The 17,020-nt window shown below is 61.6% G+C and carries 20 protein-coding genes; 14 read left to right on the plus strand and 6 right to left on the minus strand.

Going from position 1 to position 17,020, the window contains the following annotated elements; all coding sequences use genetic code 11:
• Positions 1–23: 23 nt before the first annotated feature.
• The 8 genes from BLT03_RS09400 to BLT03_RS09430 all read left to right on the plus strand — a co-directional run bounded on the left by BLT03_RS09400 (position 24) and on the right by BLT03_RS09430 (position 8,068).
• Positions 24–785, plus strand: a complete 762-nt coding sequence (locus BLT03_RS09400; protein WP_092742689.1) for a 3-oxoacyl-ACP reductase — start codon at positions 24–26, stop codon at positions 783–785.
• Between the two features lie 215 nt (positions 786–1,000).
• Positions 1,001–1,744 (plus strand): glutathione S-transferase N-terminal domain-containing protein, encoded by a 744-nt coding sequence (locus BLT03_RS09405; RefSeq protein ID WP_092742692.1) that lies wholly within the window; start codon positions 1,001–1,003, stop codon positions 1,742–1,744.
• A 169-nt stretch (positions 1,745–1,913) separates the two neighbouring features.
• Positions 1,914–2,897 (plus strand): glycerophosphodiester phosphodiesterase family protein, encoded by a 984-nt coding sequence (locus tag BLT03_RS09410; protein ID WP_175537710.1) that lies wholly within the window; start codon positions 1,914–1,916, stop codon positions 2,895–2,897.
• Between the two features lie 438 nt (positions 2,898–3,335).
• Positions 3,336–5,177 (plus strand): DEAD/DEAH box helicase, encoded by a 1,842-nt coding sequence (locus BLT03_RS09415; RefSeq protein WP_175537711.1) that lies wholly within the window; start codon positions 3,336–3,338, stop codon positions 5,175–5,177.
• Position 5,178: 1 nt separating this feature from the next.
• Positions 5,179–6,174: a hypothetical protein gene (locus tag BLT03_RS23855; protein WP_139160356.1), complete on the plus strand. Its 996-nt coding sequence runs from the start codon at positions 5,179–5,181 to the stop codon at positions 6,172–6,174.
• Between the two features lie 11 nt (positions 6,175–6,185).
• Positions 6,186–6,770 carry a hypothetical protein gene (locus BLT03_RS23860; RefSeq protein ID WP_139160357.1) on the plus strand — a complete coding sequence of 195 codons (585 nt, stop codon included), beginning with the start codon at positions 6,186–6,188 and terminating at the stop codon, positions 6,768–6,770.
• Between the two features lie 406 nt (positions 6,771–7,176).
• Complete coding sequence (locus BLT03_RS25080) at positions 7,177–7,698, plus strand: peptidoglycan recognition protein family protein (RefSeq protein WP_353615275.1); 522 nt, start codon at positions 7,177–7,179, stop codon at positions 7,696–7,698.
• Entirely contained in the window at positions 7,688–8,068 is a 381-nt protein-coding gene (locus tag BLT03_RS09430; RefSeq protein WP_139160358.1) for a PACE efflux transporter, read from the plus strand. The genes BLT03_RS25080 and BLT03_RS09430 overlap by 11 nt, the downstream gene beginning before the upstream one ends.
• A 128-nt stretch (positions 8,069–8,196) precedes the next feature.
• On the opposite strand, the gene BLT03_RS09435 is transcribed toward BLT03_RS09430, so the two are convergent.
• Positions 8,197–9,330, minus strand: coding sequence for a Fic family protein (locus BLT03_RS09435; protein ID WP_092742709.1), 1,134 nt, complete (start codon positions 9,328–9,330; stop codon positions 8,197–8,199).
• Between the two features lie 96 nt (positions 9,331–9,426).
• Entirely contained in the window at positions 9,427–10,002 is a 576-nt protein-coding gene (locus BLT03_RS09440) for a flavin reductase family protein (RefSeq protein WP_092742712.1), read from the minus strand.
• A 342-nt stretch (positions 10,003–10,344) separates the two neighbouring features.
• On the opposite strand from BLT03_RS09440, the gene BLT03_RS09445 reads away from it, so the two are divergent.
• Positions 10,345–10,731: a VOC family protein gene (locus BLT03_RS09445; protein WP_092742715.1), complete on the plus strand. Its 387-nt coding sequence runs from the start codon at positions 10,345–10,347 to the stop codon at positions 10,729–10,731.
• Between the two features lie 88 nt (positions 10,732–10,819).
• Here BLT03_RS09445 and BLT03_RS09450 read toward each other — a convergent pair whose 3' ends face one another.
• Positions 10,820–11,791, minus strand: coding sequence for an alpha/beta fold hydrolase (locus BLT03_RS09450; RefSeq protein WP_092742718.1), 972 nt, complete (start codon positions 11,789–11,791; stop codon positions 10,820–10,822).
• Between the two features lie 148 nt (positions 11,792–11,939).
• Between BLT03_RS09450 and BLT03_RS09455 the strand changes: the two genes are divergently transcribed.
• The 4 genes from BLT03_RS09455 to BLT03_RS09470 all read left to right on the plus strand — a co-directional run bounded on the left by BLT03_RS09455 (position 11,940) and on the right by BLT03_RS09470 (position 14,082).
• Entirely contained in the window at positions 11,940–12,548 is a 609-nt protein-coding gene (locus BLT03_RS09455) for a methyltransferase domain-containing protein (RefSeq protein ID WP_092742721.1), read from the plus strand.
• Between the two features lie 85 nt (positions 12,549–12,633).
• Complete coding sequence (locus BLT03_RS09460) at positions 12,634–12,945, plus strand: nucleotidyltransferase family protein (RefSeq protein ID WP_092742724.1); 312 nt, start codon at positions 12,634–12,636, stop codon at positions 12,943–12,945.
• Entirely contained in the window at positions 12,932–13,279 is a 348-nt protein-coding gene (locus BLT03_RS09465; RefSeq protein ID WP_245711301.1) for a HepT-like ribonuclease domain-containing protein, read from the plus strand. Before BLT03_RS09460 ends, BLT03_RS09465 begins: the two co-directional genes overlap by 14 nt.
• Complete coding sequence (locus BLT03_RS09470; protein ID WP_092742727.1) at positions 13,276–14,082, plus strand: tRNA-uridine aminocarboxypropyltransferase; 807 nt, start codon at positions 13,276–13,278, stop codon at positions 14,080–14,082. Before BLT03_RS09465 ends, BLT03_RS09470 begins: the two co-directional genes overlap by 4 nt.
• A gap of 63 nt (positions 14,083–14,145) precedes the next feature.
• Here BLT03_RS09470 and BLT03_RS09475 read toward each other — a convergent pair whose 3' ends face one another.
• From BLT03_RS09475 to BLT03_RS09485, 3 genes are all read right to left on the minus strand, one after another.
• Positions 14,146–14,691, minus strand: a complete 546-nt coding sequence (locus BLT03_RS09475; RefSeq protein ID WP_092742730.1) for a hypothetical protein — start codon at positions 14,689–14,691, stop codon at positions 14,146–14,148.
• Entirely contained in the window at positions 14,688–15,347 is a 660-nt protein-coding gene (locus BLT03_RS09480) for a peptidoglycan recognition protein family protein (protein ID WP_245711302.1), read from the minus strand. The genes BLT03_RS09475 and BLT03_RS09480 overlap by 4 nt, the downstream gene beginning before the upstream one ends.
• Positions 15,348–15,644: 297 nt before the next feature.
• Complete coding sequence (locus tag BLT03_RS09485) at positions 15,645–16,253, minus strand: DNA-3-methyladenine glycosylase (protein WP_092742736.1); 609 nt, start codon at positions 16,251–16,253, stop codon at positions 15,645–15,647.
• 174 nt (positions 16,254–16,427) lie between these two features.
• On the opposite strand from BLT03_RS09485, the gene BLT03_RS09490 reads away from it, so the two are divergent.
• Positions 16,428–17,000 carry a hypothetical protein gene (locus tag BLT03_RS09490; protein ID WP_092742739.1) on the plus strand — a complete coding sequence of 191 codons (573 nt, stop codon included), beginning with the start codon at positions 16,428–16,430 and terminating at the stop codon, positions 16,998–17,000.
• The last annotated feature ends 20 nt before the right edge of the window (positions 17,001–17,020 follow it).

Below are 17,020 nucleotides of genomic sequence, written 5' to 3' on the forward strand. Positions count from 1 at the left end.
ATCCTGCAGCGAGCGACATCACCATGCAACTGTCCGAACAATGGGTCCTGGTCACCGGCGGCGCCCGGGGCCTGGGCGAATCCATCACCCGTGCGCTGGCGCGCGAAGGCGCCGGCGTGGTCATCAACTACCTCACCAGCGACACCGCCGCGCAGGCCCTGGCGCAAGAGTTGGGCCCGCGCGCCATCGCCCTGCAGGCCGACGTGACCGATGCCGCCGCCGTGCAGCGCCTGTTCGCCCAGGCGCACGAGCGCACCGGCCAGCCCATCAGCGCGGTGGTGAACAACGCGCTGGCGCAGTTCCGCTTCGACGGCGATGCGCGCCCGCAGATCGGCGACATCGCGTGGGAGCGCTTTCAGCAGCAGATCGACGGCGCCGTGAAGGGCGCGCTGAACACGCTGCAGGCCGCACTGCCCGCCATGCGCGCGCAGGGCTTCGGCCGCATCGTGAACGTGGGCACCAACCTGTTCCAGAACCCCGTGGTGCCGTACCACGACTACACCGCCGCCAAGGCCGCGCTACTGTCGCTCACCCGCACCGCCGCCAACGACCTGGGGCCGCACGGCATCACCGTGAACATGGTGTCCGGCGGCCTGCTGCGCACCACCGACGCCAGCCGCGCCACGCCCGAAGCGGTGTTCGACCTGATCGCCGGCATGACCCCGCTGCGCCGCGTGACCACACCGGCCGAGTTCGCCGACGCGGTGCTGTTCTTCCTCTCGCCCTGGTCGCGCGCGGTGACCGGGCAGAACCTGATCGTGGACAGCGGCCTGGTCAAGGGCTGACGGCGCACGGACTGCGCACGCACACGCAAACACGGCGCATACACCGGGCCGCACGCCGCGCCCTTAGCCGCAGACGCCGCCGCGCAAACGGGCGCTGGCGGATGGGCTGAATCGCGCAGGGGTTACTGAACGCCGGGCTGCACCCCGCAGTGCCCCGGGGTTTTAATCAAAACCCCTTTCGCTCCCCCGGCCGCCCGCCCTGCGGCCCAGAGACCATGACCACGCCCACGCCCACGCCAAGCCCTGCGCACAACGCCGCCCCCGCCATCACCCACCCCATCGCCGCCAAGTGGCCCGCCCGCCACCCCGAGCGCCTGCAGTTGTATTCGCTGCCCACCCCCAACGGCGTGAAGGTCTCGATCCTGCTGGAAGAACTCGGCCTGCCGTACGAGCCGCACCTGGTGCGCTTCGACACCAACGACCAGCTCTCGCCCGAGTTTCTTTCGCTCAACCCCAACAACAAGATCCCCGCCATCCTCGACCCCGACGGCCCAGGCGGCCGCCCGCTGGCGCTGTTCGAGTCGGGCGCCATCCTGTTCTACCTGGCTGAGAAGACCGGCCGCTTCCTGCCGCAAGACCCCGCCGCGCGCTATGAAACTCTGCAGTGGGTCATGTGGCAGATGGGCGGCCTGGGGCCCATGCTCGGCCAGCTCGGGTTCTTCCACAAGTTCGCGGGCAAGGACTATGAGGACAAGCGCCCGCGCGACCGCTACGTGGCCGAATCCAAGCGCCTGCTGGGCGTGCTGGAGCAGCGCCTGACGGGTCGCGCGTGGATCATGGGCGACGACTATTCGATTGCCGACATCGCCGTGTTCCCCTGGGTGCGCAACCTCATCGGCTTCTATGAAGCCCGCGACCTGGTGGGGTTTGACGACTTCCCGCAGGTGCAGCGCGTGCTCGACGCCTTCGTGGCCCGGCCCGCCGTGGCGCGCGGACTGGAGATTCCGCAGCGCGGGTAACCCGCGCGGGGCAAGGCGCTGCGGCTTGTTTGGGTGCCGGGCGCCCGCCCCGGGCGGCCCCATGTCGCCCGCCTGTCACGCACTTGCCACGGGTTTGCCATGTGCCACTTCTAGAGTGCGGCCTTCGCTCCCTCGACGTTGTTGTCGACACAAGAAAGAAGACGCTCCCATGAAACGACTCTCCCTGCTGGCCTCCGCCCTGTGCCTGTCTGCCCTGTCCCTCACGGCCTGCGGCGGCAACGACGACGCCCCGCCCGCCCAGCCCCAGGTCATCGCCCACCGCGGCGCCAGCGGCTACCTGCCCGAGCACACCCTGGCCGGCTATGAACTGGCCATCCGCATGGGCGCCGACTACATCGAGCCCGACCTGCAGATCACCAAGGACGGCGCCCTCGTTGCCATCCACGACGACACGCTCAACCGCACCACCAACGTGGCCACGCTGTTCGCCCAGCGCAACGGCGGCTACAAGGTGGCCGACTTCACCCTGGCCGAAATCCGCAGCCTGACCGTGGTGCCCACCGGCACCGGCAAGACCAGCTACCCCGGCTTCACGCCCAGCACCACCACCTTCCAGGTGCCGACCTTCCAGGAAGTGGTGGACTTCGCCAAGAAGCAATCCACCGCCCTGGGCCGCGAAGTGGGCCTGTACCCCGAAGCCAAGCAGGCCGATCCGGTCATGGAAGACGGCATCCTCAAAACCCTGAAAGACAACGGCTACAACGCCGAAAGCAAGGTCTACATCCAGTCGTTCAGCGACGCCACGCTGCGCAGCCTGCGCACCAAGCAGACCGCGCAGAACAACAAGATGCCGCTCATCCTGCTGGGCGTCGCCGCCAAGGCCGCCGACGGCACGCCGCGCATGGGCGTGATCTCCGGCAGCACCGTCACGCAGCTCACCTTCAAGGAAGTGGCCGGCTTCACCGAAGGCATCGGCGTGGTCATCAACACCGCGGCGTATCCCATCACCAAGGACTACATCGACCAGGCCCACGCCGCCGGCCTCAAGGTGCACGGCTGGACCTTCGCCCAGGCGAACGCCACCACGGCCGCCACCGAGTTCCGCAGCTACCTCGACATGGGCATGGACGGCATGTTCGCCAACTATCCCGACCTGGCGGTTGCGGCGCGCAATGCGTTCGTGAACAAGTAAGCCAGTCAAGTCAGCGGGAGAGTCGCAGCGGGCCGCCATTCCGGCTCTCCGCCAGTGCCCCCGGCACCATGCCGGGTGGCTGGGTTGCCCGGCACTGCTGACATTGTTTTTCATCGGGCCTTGAAAGGCCCAGCGAGTGCGGCGCCATCCGCACCAGCCTGCGCCCTCAGCGGCGCGGCCCACCTGCCCATGCAAGACGACGCCTTCAGCGTTGTCTGCGGCAAATCTCTTCTCAGCCAGCAATCCTCTAGTTCGCTATTGTTTTAATAGCTGTATCCCCTAGAGGAATATGTGCTGGAGGCCATTTTTGCTTGAAGTCCAGCACATGCCCTGACCGCATTACCCGACGGCCACACCTGGGTTTCCGTCAGGTAGAAATCAGCCAACCCCGCTATAAGCTGCAACAGATAGATACATCTGGGAGGGGAAGGGGATGGCATGGCAACCGTGATACCGGCGCTAGGCGCCTGCGCTGGCCGCATGACGTCGGGCGAACGCCGCCTGGCCGAGCGCCTGGAGCAGAAGCTGGAGGACGACTACCTCCTGTGGTGGGACGTGCCCATCGGCCCCAAGCAGACGCGCCCCGACTTTGTGGTGCTGCACCCTCGACGTGGAGCGCTCATCCTCGAAGTGAAGGATTGGCGGCTCGACACCATCCGCAACGCCACGCGCGAACGCTTCGAGATTGCGCCCGAAGGCCAGCTCAAGGTCGTCATGAGCCCGCTGCAGCAGGCCCGGCACTGCGCCATCCAGGTCGTGAACGCGCTGGAATGCGATCCGCAACTGGTCGAGGGCGAGGGCCCTTATCGCGGCAAGCTTGCCTTTCCGTGGGGCCACGGCGTGGTGTTCACCAACATCACTCGCAAGCAATTCGAAGGCGCCGGCCTGGGCGAGGCCATTCCGCCGCATCTGGTCATCTGCAAGGACGAGATGTTCGAGGACGTGGATGCCGAAGCCTTCCAGCAGCGCCTGTGGGCCATGTATCCGCACACCTTCGGCCGCAAAAGCGCCATCACCCTGCCGCAACTCGACCGCGTGCGCTGGATTCTCTTTCCCGAAGTGCGCGTGCCCCAGCAGCAAAGCCTGTTCGGCGCGGGCGCCGACGGCGGGGCGAATGGTGACGACGACGAAGACGCCCGCCTGCCCGACATCATGCGGGTCATGGACCTGCAGCAGGAGCAGCTTGCCCGCAGCCTGGGCGACGGCCACCGCGTGATTCACGGCGTGGCCGGGTCGGGCAAAACCATGATCCTCGGCTACCGCGCCGAGCACCTGGCGCAGACGCAAACGGCTGGCGCCAAGCCCATCCTCATCCTTTGCTACAACGAGCCGCTGGGCGTGAAGCTGGCTGCTACCTTCAAGGCCAAGGGGCTGGAAGAGCGCGTGCATGTGCGCCACTTCCACAAGTGGTGCCGCGACCAGCTGGTCGCCTATCACCAGCTGCCCGAAGGCACGCAGCGCTGGCCCGTGGACAAACTCATGGCCGAGTACGTGCAGCGCGTCATCAACGGCGTGGACGCGGGCCACATTCCGGCCGGGCAGTACCACGCCATCCTCATCGACGAAGGCCACGACTTCGCGCCCGAATGGCTCAAGCTCGTCACGCAAATGGTGGACCCGGCCACCAACAGCCTGCTGCTGCTCTACGACGACGCGCAAAGCATCTATGACCGGGCCGACAAGAAGAGCTTCAGCCTGAAAAGCGTCGGCATCCAGGCCCAGGGCCGCACCACCATCCTGAAGATCAACTACCGCAACACGCGGCAGATCCTGCAACTGGCCCACCGCATGGCCGGCGGCCTGCTACAGCCCGAAGACGCCGTGGGTGGGGAGGACGGTATTCCACTGCTGCAACCCATGAGTTGCGGGCGAGAGGGGCCGGAGCCGATCGTGATCGACCTGCCCACGTTGCCCGAGCGCGCGGCACGGGTGGCGGAGTTGCTGGCGGATCAGCACGCGCAGGGACATGCGTGGGGGGACATGGCGGTGCTGTGCCGGCATTACAGCGAGATGGAAGAGTGCTCGGCGGCGTTGGTGCGCAAGCGGCTGCCGCATCGGATGCGCAAGAGGTCGGGGGATTACCGGCCGGAGGAGGACACGATCAAGGTGATGACCATGCATGCGAGTAAGGGGTTGGAGTGGGCGGTGGTGGCGGTGGTAACAAGTTCCGGCAGCACCCGAAGTTTCAATGGCGAGGAAGAGCTTGAAGCTAGGCTTACTTATGTGAGTACGACTAGAGCAACGGATATGATTTATTTTTTAGAATTTAAGGGGGTTTAGCTTGAAGAAGAAAACTAGAAGTGTTCATTTTTATGAAATGGGCGTGAATACTTTGCCTGCAGACAATGTAAAAATCGAACCGACTCAGGCGGATTTCGCATCCGTTTTAGCCATGCTGCAACATTTTCTAAAAAAAGAGGAGTTGTTTGGTGCAAAGGCATCAGCGGTAGAGTTGGTGGATTTTGGTTATGTTAATGGCAATCTTTTCATGTTGCTTAACAAGGTAAATCCTGATCTGCCAGAAATAGGTTTCTATAAAACTAGCACTGGGAGTCGGAGAAGACCGGAAAAAGATGATGACGAATCAAGGGAGCAATCTGCTCATATTATGGTTGAACCGCGAGGAAGTTCCAATTTAGCCCGGGTGAAGATCACTACTGGCGCCGGAATTAGTGCGCATAAAGCAAAAAGCATTTTGCAAAATATATTCGATAAGAATAAAAATGTCCCCAAGCTAAAAAACCACAGAAAGCGCAATTGGCCTACAAATTCAGAAGATGCAAGGGGGCAAAAAAGAGAATATTATGTGGATTATAAATTCAGCATCGGTGCTGAGCCGAGTGAACTCTTGCAAGATATCTTAGATAAGCAAAGCGTAGTCCAACTTGATTTGGTTGATCCAAGTGACTTTAGCTTTGATGGGACTGATATTCATATCTCTAAAAGGACTTTCACTATTGAGGGTGATATTCCTGTTACTATTGCCGGAATTCGGGAAGTCTTGGCTGCGATCAAAAATAGTACTCATAAACTTGACGTTTCTCAATTGAGAATAACTTATGAAGAAGACGAGTCAGAAGAAACCTATGAATCCAGGAAAAAAGAGGGGAAATTAGGTGCTGATTTTCGGCGCAAAGAGAAAAAGGTGAAAACAGTTAATGCTTCGGAGCTAGAAAAAGCGTTCACTCGAAGTGATCGAATTCACTTGGTTAGCGATCATCCGGAAACACAGAGCAAACTGAGTCAGGAGATTATGGATGCTCTAGCTGCACTATGAAATAAGCCGCCATGAAAAACTATCGCGCATTTTTTAGACCCTTTTCCTTCCTTACTATTAAGCATAGCTCAGGCATTTTTAGGAATGTCATATGGGTTGCGCCGATTGGATTTTCTTTTGTTGTCGCGATAGTTTTTGTTTTGGCATTTAAAAATGTTAATTTCTTTGGCGAGACGGGTATGTTAAATAAATTTACCCCTTTTGTTCAAGGTTTGCCGGGGTTTTATATGGCAGCGCTCGCGGCAATTGCAACTTTTGGAGCCAGAAGCCTAAATAGAGTGATGCCGGGAGAAGCGCCCACTATGCATATATATTTTAATGGCGGCACTCTAAAAAATGAACCAATTACTAAACGCCTTTTTCTGTGTAGCATGTTTGCCTATTTGACAGTGCTCAGTTTTTTGTTGACCGTATCTGGTATCTTTGTGCAAGGCACGGCGGAGTTGGTGAAGGGGCTAATTTCTAGAGATTTTTGGGTGTGGGCAAAATTTTTTGTATTTTTTGCATACCTGCTATTTATATTTCAGTTAGTGTTTATAACCCTGTGGGGCGTTGCATATCTTGGAGAAAGAATGCATATTTCAGATATGGAATAATCGAGGCGAAAGCTCTGCTTTAATATTCATTGATTGTTAATGTTTAAGTATCATCTGAAATTTGTAGATGGTCGGGAAATTGCAGTCAAAATTAGGGCGGCGAATGAGGTTCTTGCACTTCTGCAAAAAATTTATTAAGCAGAAAGTGAAGCGAGGTCAAGTAATTTGAGGTTGCCTTCAAATTCAATTGACTGAACTGGCTTTAAGCTTGCTTATTTTAAAGGTCCAGATTTTCGATGTTGCTGGGTCTGTGAATGCTAAGCTCCGTTGTGTTATGTGGGAAAAAATAATTTTGACGGAAAATCGAAATTTTTCTAAGAGGCTGTAAATAATGAAAATTGTGGAGGGTATGATATACGGCTCTCGGATATTAAATTATCGCTATCCAAACTTGGAGCAGGGTGAGATGTTGCAGGTGAATGGAATTATCCTCCATCAAACCAATAGTAGAAGTGCATTTCCTACTTTGCTTGCTTATTATTGGAGAGATGTCGGTGCGCATTTCTTGATCGCCCCTGGTGGCATGATCTATCAAACGGCGAGGATAGATCGTGTATGTCATCATGTGGGAATGATTAGGTCGATGTGCTCTACAACCCATAGTTGTTCTCCGGACTACGATAAGGCTGTGAAAAGTATTATGGCTGGGTCTGGAGATCGAGACGAAAAGAGGATGGCTATCCACAAATTGGAGATGCAAAAACCGCCGCAACTCCGCTATCCAAGTAATATGGATTCAATCGGAATCGAGGTATGTGGAGCCTCTAAAAATGGAGTGTATGAGGCGCCAACTGCTGCGCAAAACAATGCGACCACGTGGCTCGTGGATATGTTGTTGACTCATCTGAGTCTGAAGAGATTGCAGGTTTATAAGCATCCTAACGTGTCTTATAAAGAGCCCACGGAGGCATCGCTAATTGAATTTTAATAAGAAAATAATTAGGGTTGCATTGGCTCTTGGGGTCGTGCTTGTGATTTTCACGGCGGTTTATGCGACTGTTTACAACCGGTCGTTCGACGCCGTAAGCATTGAAAAGGTGATAGAAAACCAGAAGCAGGATGAAATTTCAAGGCAGTTTTGCAGTGAGTTCCAGATGTCGGTGGCTGAGTTCAACAGCAAGTTAAATGGAGCCAAGGGGCTCTGGAGCTATGAGGTTCATGATTACGACTGGTTTCCCTGCTATTACAAAACCACCATCTCCGGCAAGGAATATCGACTGAGGTTGGGTGGGCTCGTCGAGATATGGTCGCCCAATGGGGAGTTGGAAAAATATCTTCATTGGAATGAGGGTAAATAACGCTGTGCGTTACGCTCATGCGTAAAAAAATCCTGACTAAATGCAACGACTGTCCAGCATTGCCTGAATCCGCTATGCGGGGCGTGATTTTTTATTGATTGCTCGACGGTTATTGCTCTCGAATCCGATTAATTGCCAGAAACCAGCACATAAGCGGTATTTCTCCCCCCACCCTCCACTCGCGTCAGAACCCCTCTAACGACCAGATCACTGATATCCCGCAGCGCCGTATCCGATGAGCACTTGGCCATGGCAGTCCATTTGGCATTCGTCAACTTCCCCTCCATGCCATCCAGCACCCGGTTCAGCACCAGCGTCTGTCGTGCATTCATCGGGGTCCCTGCCCAGCGCTGCCAGAACTGGGCTTTGACCAACACGCTTCCCAGCAGTGCGTCGGCCCCTTGTACGGCACGCAGCAGGCAGCCGAGAAACCATGCCAGCCAGGGCGTGACGTCGAGCGGCCCCCGCTGGGTGGTTTCCAACTGGCCGTAATACGCCTTGCGCTCGCGCTGGATTTGGGCGCTCAGGCTGTAAAAGCGCTGCGCGCTTCCCTCGGCCCGGGCCAAGCCCATGTCACCCACGGCACGACTGATGCGGCCGTTGCCGTCGTCGAAAGGGTGAAGCGTCACCAACCAAAGGTGTGCCAAGCCCGCGTGGAGCAGGGCGTCGCCCGTGGGCGCCGCGTCGAACCATTGCAGGAAGGCGGCTGTTTCCATCGGCAACGTGGGGGCAGGCGGCGCTTCGTAGTGGACGGTTTCGCGGCCTACGGGACCGGAGACCACCTGCATGGGTCCGGCGCTGTCGTTTCGCCACGAGCCCACCTGTATGCGTACCCGGCCGCTGTAGCCGGTAGGAAACAGCGCGGCATGCCAGCCGAACAAGCGGTCGGACGTCAACGGTTGGTCGAAGTGCTGGGTGGCGTCCAGCACCATGTCCACCACGCCGTCCACATGGCGGTCCGAGGGCGCCAGCGCCCCGATGTCCACCCCCAGCCGGCGGGCAATGGACGAGCGCACGGCGTCCTGGTCGAGCGCCTCCCCCTCGATGGCGCTGGTGGTCACCACTTCTTGCGTCAGCGCCTGCAGGGTGGCCTGGTCGCGCTGGGCCATCCCCAGGCCGGCCATGCGACCAGCCAGATGTCCCTGGGCGCGGTGCACTTCCGCCAACGGCGCGGCCAAGGCGGCTGCGTCGAATCGCCACTGAGGCCATTCAGGGCGTTGCCAGAGATAGGTACGGCGGCGGGGGGCTTTGTCTGACCACATGCGGTGATTATTGCCCTTATTCGCCGCAAAATGTGCGGTGAATAAGGACTGTATTCACCGCAAGCTCCAGCAGTACATCTGCGCCTTCCCCCGCGCTCAAACCCGCACCGACGCCCCCGTCGCATAAAACTGCCCACCCGCCACGTAATGCAGCGTGCGCATTCCCTCCGGCGCTTCGTCGAAGTGCCAATGCCCGTCGCGAAACACCCGGTCGTCGGCCCAGGCGGCGACCACCTCGGCAATGAACAGGTCGTACGCCTGCTGGTTGTGCGGCTCGGGCACCACGCGGCACATCAGCCAGGCGGCGCAGCCGTGCACCAGGGGCGTGGCGCCTTGGCCGGGGGCGTGGAACAGGTCCACGCCGTAGTGCTGCAGCTTGTCCGCCCGTGCCTTGGCGCTGTCGGTGCCCACGCCCACGGTGAGCGCGGCCATCGCCTGCGTGGGCAATTGCAGCGCGAACTGGCCGCTGGCTTCGACCAGCTCGCGTGTGCGCGTCGCCTTATCGATCACCACGGTGACCTTGGGCGGGCTGAAGTCCAGCGCGCAGGCCCAGGCGGCGGCCATCACGTTGTCGGTGCCCGCGTGGTGGGCCGAGACGAGCACGGTCGGGCCGTGGTTGAGCAGGCGGTAGGCTTTTTCGAGGGGGACGGGGGTGAAGTGGTCAGGTGACATGGCGGCGGGCGGCTGGTAGGTGAACGAGTGAATGAGTGAATCAAGGGTGAAGGTCTGTCGGTGCGCGGCGAAGGGCTTCGGGCATAGCACTGCGCTTTGGCGCTTGAAAACAATTTGCTCTGTTATTGATAGCAATGTGCCGGCGTATTGATTGCGCTGGAGGCCATTTTGGCTTGGATCGTGCTAGAGGGCTGTGTCCTTGCCCCGGCATTCTGGCCACGCGCCGGGGTGTCGCCAAGGTGGCGCACTGGCCTGTCGCACGGCCGTGCCGCGGTCGCCCAGCCGGTACGATCTTCCGTTCCCTTTTTTACAGCCCGGCAACGGGCGCCACGGAGTCAAGCCATGTTCAGTCATGTGATGTTGGGTGTGAGCGATCTGGAAGTGTCCAAGCGGTTCTACGACGCGTTGCTGGGCACGCTGGGCATCGCCCCCGGGGCGGGCCACAAGAACCGCTACTTCTACCGCAGCCCCACGGGCACGTTCGCGATCTCCACGCCCATCAACGGCGAGCCGGCCTGCCATGGCAACGGCAGCACCATCGGGTTCACCGTGCAGTCGCCGGAGCAGGCGCAGGCGTTTCACGACGCCGGTGTGGCCAACGGCGGCACCACCTGCGAAGACCCACCGGGCTTTCGCGAAGGCCCGAGCGGCGCGCTGTATTTGGCGTACCTGCGCGACCCGGACGGCAACAAGCTCTGCGCGCTGCACCGGCCGCCCAAGCAGGCTTAAGGGGTTCAGCGGTTGATGGGGTGAGATCGATCGCTTCTGTTTTGATAGCTGCCAGCGCTTGCTGAATCAGCGCTGGAGCCTGTTTTGATTAAGATTTTTGCGCGTTGTCCGCACGCTCGCCCGGCAGGGCGGCCAAAAACTGCGCGATGCGTGCCGCCAGGGCGGCGGGCTGTTCGCGGTGCGGCACATGTCCGGCGCCTTGCAGGATCTGCACCTGTGCCGGGCCCGCCGCCCAGCGGGCGATGCGCTCGGGCTGCTCGGTGGAGCCGTATTCGTCGCGGTCGCCGTGCAGGGCGAGCACGGGGCAGGTGACGCGGGCCAGGGCGTCGGCCAGCGACCAGCCGGCAAAGTCCGGGTGCAACCAGGTGTCCACCCACGCGCTCAGCACCCACGGCGCCTTGTCGCTGCCGTGGTAGCGGGCCAGGCGCTCCATCGCGCCGTCGCACTGGAACTGGTCGCGCGCCTCGCGAATGCCTTGCAGCGTGCGTTCTTCCACGCAGGCCTGGGCGGCGATGGTGATGAGGGCCGTGCCATCGGCGTCTACACCGCTGGCTGCATCGCTGCTCTGCGGGCGGTGGTGCGCGGCCGCGCAGTGCGCCGCCATGCCGCCGCCCACGCTGTGCCCCAGCACCACGCAGCGCTCCACGCCGAAGTGCGCGCGCAGGGCGGGCAGGCTGTGGCGCGCTTCGTCCTCCACGAAATCGAGGGGCAGCGGGCCCGTGCGCACGTCGGAGCGGCCGAATCCCAGCCGGTCGTACGCGATCACGTCGCGGCCGGTGGCGTGGCACAGCGCGGCGGGAAAGTCGCGCCACAGCTCCACGCAGCCCAGCGAGTCGTGAAAGAGCACGATGGGCGGCAGTGGCTGCGCTGGGGGCGTGCCTTCAAAGGCGGCGGGCGGTGGCGGTGGCGGCGCGCTCCAGCGCCGCGCGAACAGGCGGCCTTGCGCGGTGGCGATCCAGTGGTCGGCGGGCTCGGGGATCGCAGGGCGGGCGCAAGAGGGTGCGGGGAATGGTGCGGAAGAAGGTGCGGAGGACGGTGCAGAGAAATTAGGCGCGCTCATGCCGGGCCATTGTGTCGCCAACTTTTTCGCGCGCCGGTCGCCGATGCGGCTGCGCTGCGCCTATACGGGATACTCGCGGCCACTGTTTTCGTCTCCGCTTCTCCCTTCCCTCATCTTTTCCATTCACCGCCCAGCAAGGACCGCCGCATTGAAATCAGCCAGCGCAACCACCTTCGACGAAGCCTATTACCAGCGCTTTTACTTCGACAAGAAGACCAGCGTGGTGGACCCCCAGCACATGGAACGCCTGGGCACCTTCGTGTGCAGCTACCTCAAGTACCTGCGCGTGCCGGTGCAGCGCGTGCTGGACGTGGGTTGCGGCATCGGGCTGTGGAAGGACATCGTCGCGCAGCACTTTCCGGCGGCCAGCTATCAGGGCGTGGAGTTCAGCCCCTACCTGTGCGAGCGCTACGGGTGGCAGCAGGGCTCGGTGGTGGATTACCAGGCCAGCGGCGAGCCGTTCGACCTGGTCATCTGCCAGGGCGTGCTGCCCTACCTCAGCCCGCCCGATTTGAAAGCCGCCCTGCGCAACCTGGGCCAGCTGAGCCGCGGCGCGCTGTATGTCGAGGCAGTGTCCCGCGAAGATTACGAGCGCGACATCATCGATGAAGACCTGACGGACGCGCGCATTTTTCGGCACTCCGCCACGCTGTACCGGCGTGGGCTGCAGGAGGGCGCGCTGGAACTGGGCGGCGGCCTGTGGCTGAGTCGCAAGGCGGAGGTGCCGCTGTTCGAGTTGGAGCATGTGGGCGGGTGATGGGAATGCTCGCAGAAGCGTGCCCGCGCGCACGGGCCGGCTGCGGCGCAGAGTGTGCAATGGGTGCGCCCTAGAATCCCTTCGCATGCACTCCGCCATCGCCCAACACCTGCCGCGCATCGCGACCATTTGCCAACGCTTCGGCGTGCGCCGGCTGGAGGTGTTCGGCTCCGCCGCACGGGCGGAAGACTTCGATCCCGGCACCAGCGATGTGGATTTTCTGGTCGAGTTCGCTGACAACGCGCCCGTCGGGCTGCATTCGTTTTTCGGCACCAAAGCCGCGCTGGAGCAATTGCTCGGCCGCCCGGTGGACCTGATCGAGCCGGACGCGGTGCGCAATCCCTACGTGCTGGCCAGCATCAACCGCCATCGGGAGCCCGTGTATGTTGCCGCGTGACCCGCGCGCCTTTCTGTGGGACGTGCAGGCGGCAGCAGAGGCCATCCAGAAATTTCTTCAAGGCATGGATGCCGAGGCTTACGCTGCGAATGAGATGGCTCAGGCGGCCGTGGAGCGCAAGTTCGAGATCATCGGCGAAGCGCTCGGGCAGTTGGCCAAGGCCGATGCCGCACTGGCCGCGCGTGTGCCGGATCTGGCGCAGATCGTGGCGTTTCGCAACCAGCTGATCCACGGCTACGCCACCATCCGTGTGAAAACGGTCTGGACCGTTGCACAAGACTCGTTGCCTGCACTGATCACCACCGTCGCTTCGCTGCTGGAAGAGCTCGCTTGACCGATCTTTCGGGCCCGTCGTCCGGCAGCGCGTCCAGCCCCCACGCCGTTTCGCGCCTGCGCACCGAGCGCCTGGCGCGCAGCTCCAAACCCTTCCTCGCCCGTGGCGGCCCGCGCGGCGAGCGTTGCCCCGGTTGCCGCCTGGTGCCCAGCCATTGCCTCTGCGCCGTGCGCCCGCAGGTGAACACGCAGGCTGGCATATGCCTGCTGATGGCCGACATCGAGCCGCTCAAGCCCAGCAACACGGGCTGGCTCATTGCCGATGTGGTGCCCGACACGTTCGCCTTCGGCTGGGCGCGCACGGTGGTGGACCCGGCGCTGCTGGCACTGCTGCGCGATCCGCAATGGCAGCCGTATGTGGTCTTTCCTGGCGAGTTTGCGCAGGCTTCGCGGGTGGTGACGCAGGTGGAGGAGACGGGGCTTGCCGGCGCCGCCTCGCCGCTGTCAGGCCGGCGCCCGCTCTTCGTGTTGCTGGACGCCACGTGGACCGAGGCGCGCAAGATGTTCCGCAAAAGCCCGTATCTGGACGGCCTGCCGGTGCTGAGCCTGCACCCCGATCAGCTCTCGCGCTACCGGCTGCGCCGCTCGCAGCGCGACGACCATTTCTGCACGTCCGAGGTGGCGGCCATCTGCCTCGATCTGGCCGGCGAATCGCACGCGGCGCAAACGTTGGAGGCCTATCTGGACGTGTTCACCCACCACTACCTGCAGGCCAAGCACCAGTTGCCGGTGGAGCCCGATGGCGAGGCGCACGGCCGTTTGCGGGCGTTGCGCGATGGGCGTTCACCAAACACTGCGGCATAAGCGCCCGCACCTTGAATCGCCCGGGGTGCGCGGTGGACAATGTACCGCCGCCGCCCTTCAGCATCACCGTTTGCAGGCCTCGCAGTGGTAGAAGTAAACGTCTTCTTCTTCCTTGCCCGTGTCCTTGCGCACCGGCGACAAATAGCCCACGCCGCTGTCTGCCGTGAAAGAAAGGCGCACCTGCCGCCCGTCCGTGAACTGAACGTCCACGGTGTCGCTGATGCATTCCCCGAAAGAGCCGTAATAGTTCATCACCGCCACTTGCGAGATCGGGAACGCTTGCCGCAAGAAGCTGCGCACGTATCGCTCGGTGATGCGTGCCGGCGCAGGCGCCGTAGCGCACGGCTTTCCTTCCGCATCGAAGAATTTGGGGCTGGAAAACGTGATGCGGCGCACCTTGCCGATGGCGTAGGCGCGTGCCTCCATGCGGCGCCGGTCCTCTTGCAGTTCAGCGGCAGACAGTTCGGGGGCAGCGGCTGACGCGGCCGATGCCGCGCTGGCCGGTGCTGGGGCTGCGGCAGTGTTTACTTCCGATGCGGCATGGGCCAGCGTCGCAGCCGCTGCCCATGGCATGCACAGCAGCGTGATGCAGCGAAGAAGCGATTTCATTGCCATGCCGCGGTACTCGCTTCAGTCGGGTTTTTACGGCTCACGTCGGGGTGGCGGAACACCTCATTTTTGGGAATGGACAGCGACATGGCCAACTCGTCGACCAACCATTGAAGAGAAGCGTTCTGAGCGTTGTTCACAGGCTCGTAAACGGCGTTCTGGTTGAAGAAAATTTCGCGTTGCCGAGGTGTCGCATTGGCGGGCGGATTCTTGCCGGGAGGCAGCATGGGCCGCCCCACGATTTCTATCCCCAGGCTGTCGATGTTGGACGGGTACCGCACCGGGACAGACTTTTGCATCTCGATTTTGTGCATTCTGTCCGGAACGCTGGTCTGAGGAAATTGCCTGGATTGCCGGAACTCTGCGGGTTGGCATTTGAGTTCAACGAGACACCGTGCGAGCAGTGGGCCCACATGGTTGGTTCGTTTCTTGACTGAGGCCGTTTGATAGATCGTGCCGTTTTTGTCGATGAGGAAATGCGCGCCGTTGGCGTTTGCGTTGCCGTAGCTGTTGAAAGCGCTGTCGGCGGTTGCGGCCCCCGTCTGGTGAACAATGATTCCGTGGATCTCCGTCAACGGCTGCCGCTCGATTTGCGAGTAACGCCTTGGTACGACGCGTGCGTGAACGACCATTCCTTGTGCTTCTATGGTGAGCAAATTCTTCTCCCTCGATGAACGAACCGATGTGTTTTGAATGCCGTGGCAGTGGCTGGCGATGAGGCTTCATTCCTGCGAACAAGACAACTTCACAGATTGATTAATTCGCAGATAAAGGCGCCGCCCGTTTGAAGGCGAGCCATCTTGCCTGAGCGAAAAATGCGCTGTGTTTTAAAGCGTTAATGATGAGCGCAGGGCTGTCCTGGCATAGGTAGTAATGCAGGACTGAAAACCATGCCTGTATTACCTACCTATCCCGAAAAACAAAAAGCGGCCTTTAAAAAAAGACCTTTTGGCTCAGCCTTGGCCCCGCAGTTTCGTGGCAAACGGCCGGCTCAAAAACCGCGAACCCTTCTCCCCGAACCGCCAGGGCACATCCACCGCTTTGGAGATGCCGATGCGCGGCCCTGCGATCACTTCGGGGGCCGGATGGCCGGGGGGCGGCTGCAGCAGTGCGAACGGCGGCAGGTGCAGGGGCGCGCCGTTGAGCCGGGCATCGATGCCGAGCGCCTGCGCCAGCCGGCCAGGGCCGGCGCACAGCAGGCGGGCGTCTTGCAGGCCGCGGCGCTCGCGCAGGGTGTCCAGGCCGTGGGTGGGTTCGATGGCCCGCAGCAGCACGCCGGCGCCATGGCCCGCTTCGCGACACACGGTGTTGACGCACCAGTGCAGTCCGTATGAGCGGTACACGTACGCGCAGCCGGGCGGGCCGAACATGGCCGCGTTGCGCGGGGTGGGGCCGCCGAAGGTGTGCGAGGCAGGGTCGAGCTGGTCGTAGGCCTCGGTTTCCACGATGCGCCCGCCCACGCCGTCAATCAGCAGCGTGACGCCGATGAGCCGTTGCGCCACCTCGTGCGCAGGGGCGGTGAAGTCGATGTCGGCCAGGATCAGCGGCGTGTCGTTGGGCATGGGCACGATGCTAAAACAGCCGCGGTGCGGGGCATTGCGGCCGGTGGTGAAGGCGAGCGGCCCTCGGGGCGATACTGCCGGGCTGACGGCCGTGGCCGCGCCCTGGTTGCCTTGGCCACGCTGTCACGCTTTGCATTTTTTGACCGCCGACGAACCGACTTGAAAGCCTTGCCCATGAACCGCTCGCCCCACCGATGGATTCGCACCTGCTGTGCACTGCTCCTTTCCTGCCTGCTGGTGGCCACCCCATGGGCGGCCGAACTGAGCGCCAAGCGGCAGGCGGTGCTGATGTCGATGTTCAAGCCCGATGCGGTGCTGACCGAGCAGGTGCACCGCGATTTCTGGGCGGGCCTGGACGTCAGCGATGTGGCGGCCACCGAGGCCGCGCAGGACCGACTGGCCGCAGCGATGCGCAATTCGCTGGAGTTCGAAAGCGCGACGGCGCTGAGCTACAAGGCCAGCATGAAACAGCGCAAGCCCGTCGTGAACCCGCGCTACGAGTCGGCACTGAAGGACCGGCTGGTCATGCTCAAGGCACGCAACCTGTCCCCCGATTCCGTGCTGGCCAAGGACAAGGCGTTCCGCGCCTCGCTGGTACCCATCTCGCGCGGCAAGCCGTTCGAGGTCGATGGCAAGAGCGTCGTGATGACGCCGGCGCTTGCCGATGCGGCGCTGAAGCAGGTCGAGGCCTCGCATGATCGGCTGGAACGGCTGCTCGACCCGGTGTGGCGTGAGGCGGCGAAGTAAGCGAAGAGAAGAGCTGAGGG

It is taken from the genome of Paracidovorax valerianellae (genome assembly GCF_900102625.1).
GTDB classification, from domain to species: domain Bacteria; phylum Pseudomonadota; class Gammaproteobacteria; order Burkholderiales; family Burkholderiaceae_C; genus Paracidovorax; species Paracidovorax valerianellae.

Bases quoted from the DNA above. Each gene is read 5' to 3' on its own strand.
- BLT03_RS09400 (WP_092742689.1), top strand. From the start codon at position 24: ATGCAACTGTCCGAACAATGGGTCCTGGTCACCGGCGGCGCCCGGGGC.
- BLT03_RS09405 (WP_092742692.1), top strand. From the start codon at position 1,001: ATGACCACGCCCACGCCCACGCCAAGCCCTGCGCACAACGCCGCCCCC.
- BLT03_RS09410 (WP_175537710.1), top strand. From the start codon at position 1,914: ATGAAACGACTCTCCCTGCTGGCCTCCGCCCTGTGCCTGTCTGCCCTG.
- BLT03_RS09415 (WP_175537711.1), top strand. From the start codon at position 3,336: ATGGCAACCGTGATACCGGCGCTAGGCGCCTGCGCTGGCCGCATGACG.
- BLT03_RS23860 (WP_139160357.1), top strand. From the start codon at position 6,186: ATGAAAAACTATCGCGCATTTTTTAGACCCTTTTCCTTCCTTACTATT.
- BLT03_RS25080 (WP_353615275.1), top strand. From the start codon at position 7,177: ATGTTGCAGGTGAATGGAATTATCCTCCATCAAACCAATAGTAGAAGT.
- BLT03_RS09435 (WP_092742709.1), bottom strand. From the start codon at position 9,330: ATGTGGTCAGACAAAGCCCCCCGCCGCCGTACCTATCTCTGGCAACGC.
- BLT03_RS09440 (WP_092742712.1), bottom strand. From the start codon at position 10,002: ATGTCACCTGACCACTTCACCCCCGTCCCCCTCGAAAAAGCCTACCGC.
- BLT03_RS09445 (WP_092742715.1), top strand. From the start codon at position 10,345: ATGTTCAGTCATGTGATGTTGGGTGTGAGCGATCTGGAAGTGTCCAAG.
- BLT03_RS09450 (WP_092742718.1), bottom strand. From the start codon at position 11,791: ATGAGCGCGCCTAATTTCTCTGCACCGTCCTCCGCACCTTCTTCCGCA.
- BLT03_RS09460 (WP_092742724.1), top strand. From the start codon at position 12,634: ATGCACTCCGCCATCGCCCAACACCTGCCGCGCATCGCGACCATTTGC.
- BLT03_RS09465 (WP_245711301.1), top strand. From the start codon at position 12,932: ATGTTGCCGCGTGACCCGCGCGCCTTTCTGTGGGACGTGCAGGCGGCA.
- BLT03_RS09475 (WP_092742730.1), bottom strand. From the start codon at position 14,691: ATGAAATCGCTTCTTCGCTGCATCACGCTGCTGTGCATGCCATGGGCA.
- BLT03_RS09485 (WP_092742736.1), bottom strand. From the start codon at position 16,253: ATGCCCAACGACACGCCGCTGATCCTGGCCGACATCGACTTCACCGCC.
- BLT03_RS09490 (WP_092742739.1), top strand. From the start codon at position 16,428: ATGAACCGCTCGCCCCACCGATGGATTCGCACCTGCTGTGCACTGCTC.